Consider the following 3,831-nt stretch of genomic DNA (forward strand, 5'->3'; position numbering starts at 1 on the left):
TATTGCTATAATAAAACTTATAATAGAACAAAATGAAAATCCATATTTTGAAAAAACTTTAAATGAAATAGATGATGAGATAATGAGGATTGAAAATTCAGTAGAAAGAGTTCTTTACCTTTCTAGACTTGATGATTTTCATAAAGATTTTTTAGTTCAAGAAGTAAATCTTCATCCAACAATTAGAGAAGTAATAAAAAAATATTCAAAATACTTTATATCAAATAAAATAAGTTTAACATTAGATAATTTAGATTATACTATTTTATCTGATAAGAAATGGCTTTTATTTATATTTGATCAGTTAATTGGGAATTCTCTAAAGTATACAGACAAAGGTGATTCTATTTCTATAACTGGAGAAATAGAATCAAATTATATTTTAATAAAAATAAAAGATACTGGGTGTGGTATTAAAGAAGAAGATTTAGTTAGAATATTTGACAAAGGATTTACTGGAAATAATGGAAGGCATAATGCTAAATCTACAGGACTTGGTTTATACTTGGTAAAGGAACTATGTTCTAAACTAAGTCATAATATTAAAGTCAATTCTTCTTACGGTGAGTACACTGAATTCATTTTAAAATTAAATATAATCAATTAGAGAATTAGCTATATAGCTAATTCTTTTTATTTTATTAAATCTAAAAATTTGATATTTTTAGCTATATTTTTGTATTAAATTTTATAATATAGTTTTTTTAATTGTCAACTTAATTACAATATTGTTTTATTTCTTATTTTTCTTTGACTTGTAGTCACATTTAGTCATATAATTTAGTTGGAGTATTATTTACATTAGGAGGAATATATGTCTTTTTTAGAAAAATTAAAAAACAAAAAAGTATTAATAGGAGTTGGAGTTGTAACTATAATTGTCTTAACTACAGGTATATTTATTTACAACAAAAACAAAATTAATAATGAAAAATTAGGGGAAACTGAAAATTATATTGAAACTTATACTATCGCAGATAATGAAAAAGTATTTATAAATGGTAAAATCTTACCTACTGAATCAAAGGATTTCAATCCATCTTCAGAAGGTGAAATAAGTAAATTAAATGTTACAAATGGTAAAATTGTAAAAAAAGGAGATCTTTTATTTACTGTTAAAAATGATGCTATTTTAAACGAAATTGATGGTCTAAAATCTCAGGTGAGTGAACTAAAAAAATCTAATAGTTCTAATGACCCTCTTATAAACACAGAAATAAGTAAATTAAATGCTCAAATATCAGCTTTAGATAAAAAAGCTTATATAAATACTTATGCTCCATTTGATGGAAAGGTATATTTAAACGAGAAATCTGAAAATGCTACTGAGGCTACTTCATTTATGACACTTCAAAGTAATCAATTTTATATGAAAGGTCAAGCTAGCGAACAAGATTTATCTAAGCTTCAAATAGATGATCCAGTTAATGTTTTAGTATTTTCAACAGACCAAAAATTAGCTGGAAGAATAAGCTTTATATCTGATAGACCTTCATCTCAAGCTAGTGATATGAATATGGGTGGCCAAGGATCTCTATCTTATTACGATATAAGTATTTCATTTGATAATCAGGAAGGCCTTGTAAATGGATTCCATGTTCAAGCTTCTATTGAAATTAGAGATTCTTTATCTAAGATACCAACTTCATGTATATTAAGAGATGAAAATGATAAACCTTATGTATTTGAAAGTATGGACGGAATCCTTAAAAAACAAATAGTTGAAATAGCAAGCACTGATGAAGAACTTACCGTTGTAAAATCTGGACTTGATAAAAATGATGTTTTAGTTAGATACCCATCAAAAGATATGAAAGAAGGAGATCCTATAAATACAGGTGATACTTCTTCTAATGATGAAGGGATGGCTGAAAAAGTTGAGTAATATAATTAAACTAGAAAATATTCAAAAGTATTATAAAGTCGGAAAAGAAAAGTTTCATGTACTAAAATCTCTTAGCTTAGAAATAGAGTCCGGTGAATTTGTAATGATAATGGGTAAGTCAGGTAGTGGTAAAACTACTCTACTTAATGTTTTAGGTTTTTTAGATAAATTTGATGATGGTGATTATATATTTAATGGTGAGAATGTAACTAATTTAAATGAAAATCAACGTTCTACATTTAGAAATAAAAATATAGGATTTGTATTTCAACAATTTAATTTAATAGAAACTTTGGATGTTTATCAAAATGTTGAATTACCTCTTATTTATGATGCATCTTTAAAGAAATCTGAGAGAGAAAAAATTGTAAAGGAAAAATTGGAAGCTGTGGGGTTACTTGATAAAATAAAACAACCTCCCCTTCAACTATCTGGTGGACAGCAACAACGTATAGCTATTGCGCGTTCGTTAGTTAATAACCCTCAATTAATATTTGCTGATGAACCAACTGGTGCATTAGATAGTGAAACAAGTGAAGAAATTATGAATCTACTTAAAGATTTAAATAATCAAGGTAAAACTATAATAATGGTTACACACGACGCTGACTTAGTAAAATATGCTACTAAAGTTGTAAGACTTAAAGATGGCGTGTTATCTTTGGAGGTGTAAATCATGAATTTAGTTAAAAGTACCTTATCAAATTTAAAAGGGCATAAACTTAGAGTTTTTGTAACTCTTTTGTGGATTATTATGGGTATCACTTCCGTTATATTAGTTAGTTCTATTGGTAATGGGCTAAAGAAAGAAGTAGAAACTTCAGTTAATAAAGTAAATCCTAATAAAACAAGAATTCATTTTGAACCTGCTGACTATAGTATGACGAATATGAGTATATTTTTAAAACCTTTTACTAGCGAAGATATGGAACAACTATCTTTTACTGAAGGTGTTGAAAAAATAGGACCTAGTAAAGATGATTTTGATTTTGCTTCAATCCATTCTAATGAGGCTACTTATGATAAAAAAACTACTTATGTTGAAATTACTGAGTTAAAAAAGGATACTAAACTAAACCCTATATACGGAAGAAATTTTTCTTTAGATGATGCTAATAGAAAAGTTATTATAATTACTATGCAAAATGCTACTGACTTATTTGATAATCCTGAAAAAGCTCTTGGTAAAGGAATTTCAATAAATGGTACAATATATGAAATAATTGGTATAGTAGATGAAAGTTCTGTTTCTAATAAAACTGACGAGAATAAATCTATGTACAATATGAATCCTATGGAAGGATATGTTACTTCATACATGCCTAAAAAAGCTTTAGATGGGTTAGTTAATCAGTATAATTATTCTCAAGAAATATATGCTCTAGACTTAGTTGTTTCTAAAGGATATGATGTTTTTGAAGTTGCAAATAATATTATTAATAAACTTTATGAACTTCATCCTGATATAAATGGTTCATATAAGACTGATGATCCATCTGAATCTACTCAAGAGCTTCAAAATATGATATCTACTATAAATAAATTTGTTACTTTAATAACTGCTATATCAATGTTTGTTGGCGGTATTGGTGTAATGAATATAATGTATGTTTCTGTAATGGAAAGACAAAGAGAAATAGGTATAAGACGTGCAATAGGTGCTAAACCTCGTACTATAATGCTTCAATTTTTAGTAGAAGCTGTATTTATAACAGTATGTGGAGGAATACTTGGAATAATAGTAGGATTTATAGTAGTTAACTATGCATCAAATTATCTTCCATTTAAAGCTATACCTAATGTAAATAGCTTCTTATTCGCTAGCATAGCTACAGTTGTTACAGGTGTAATATTTGGTATTATACCTGCATTTAAAGCATCTAGACTAGACCCTATAAAAGCTATTTATAAATAAATATTATATAAAAAAAGAGAGTTTAATTACT

The 3,831-nt window shown here is 26.8% G+C and carries 4 protein-coding genes; all 4 read left to right on the forward strand.

From position 1 onward, the window contains the following. Positions 1-607 (forward strand): ATP-binding protein (locus tag BN899_RS09655; protein ID WP_042274940.1); only part of this gene is annotated, 607 nt, incomplete at its 5' end. A 207-nt stretch (positions 608-814) separates the two neighbouring features. Beyond that, positions 815-1,885: an efflux RND transporter periplasmic adaptor subunit gene (locus tag BN899_RS09660; protein ID WP_052356781.1), complete on the forward strand. Its 1,071-nt coding sequence runs from the start codon at positions 815-817 to the stop codon at positions 1,883-1,885. After that, on the forward strand, positions 1,878-2,558 hold the full coding sequence (locus BN899_RS09665) for an ABC transporter ATP-binding protein (RefSeq protein WP_042274943.1): 681 nt from the start codon (positions 1,878-1,880) through the stop codon (positions 2,556-2,558). Before BN899_RS09660 ends, BN899_RS09665 begins: the two co-directional genes overlap by 8 nt. 3 nt (positions 2,559-2,561) lie before the next feature. Next, positions 2,562-3,800 (forward strand): ABC transporter permease, encoded by a 1,239-nt coding sequence (locus BN899_RS09670; protein ID WP_042274941.1) that lies wholly within the window; start codon positions 2,562-2,564, stop codon positions 3,798-3,800. Positions 3,801-3,831: the final 31 nt, after the last annotated feature.

It is taken from the genome of Faecalimicrobium dakarense (genome assembly GCF_000499525.1).
Taxonomy (GTDB): Bacteria; Bacillota; Clostridia; order Peptostreptococcales; family Peptostreptococcaceae; genus Faecalimicrobium; species Faecalimicrobium dakarense.

Bases quoted from the DNA above. Each gene is read 5' to 3' on its own strand.
- BN899_RS09660 (WP_052356781.1), top strand. From the start codon at position 815: ATGTCTTTTTTAGAAAAATTAAAAAACAAAAAAGTATTAATAGGAGTT.
- BN899_RS09670 (WP_042274941.1), top strand. From the start codon at position 2,562: ATGAATTTAGTTAAAAGTACCTTATCAAATTTAAAAGGGCATAAACTT.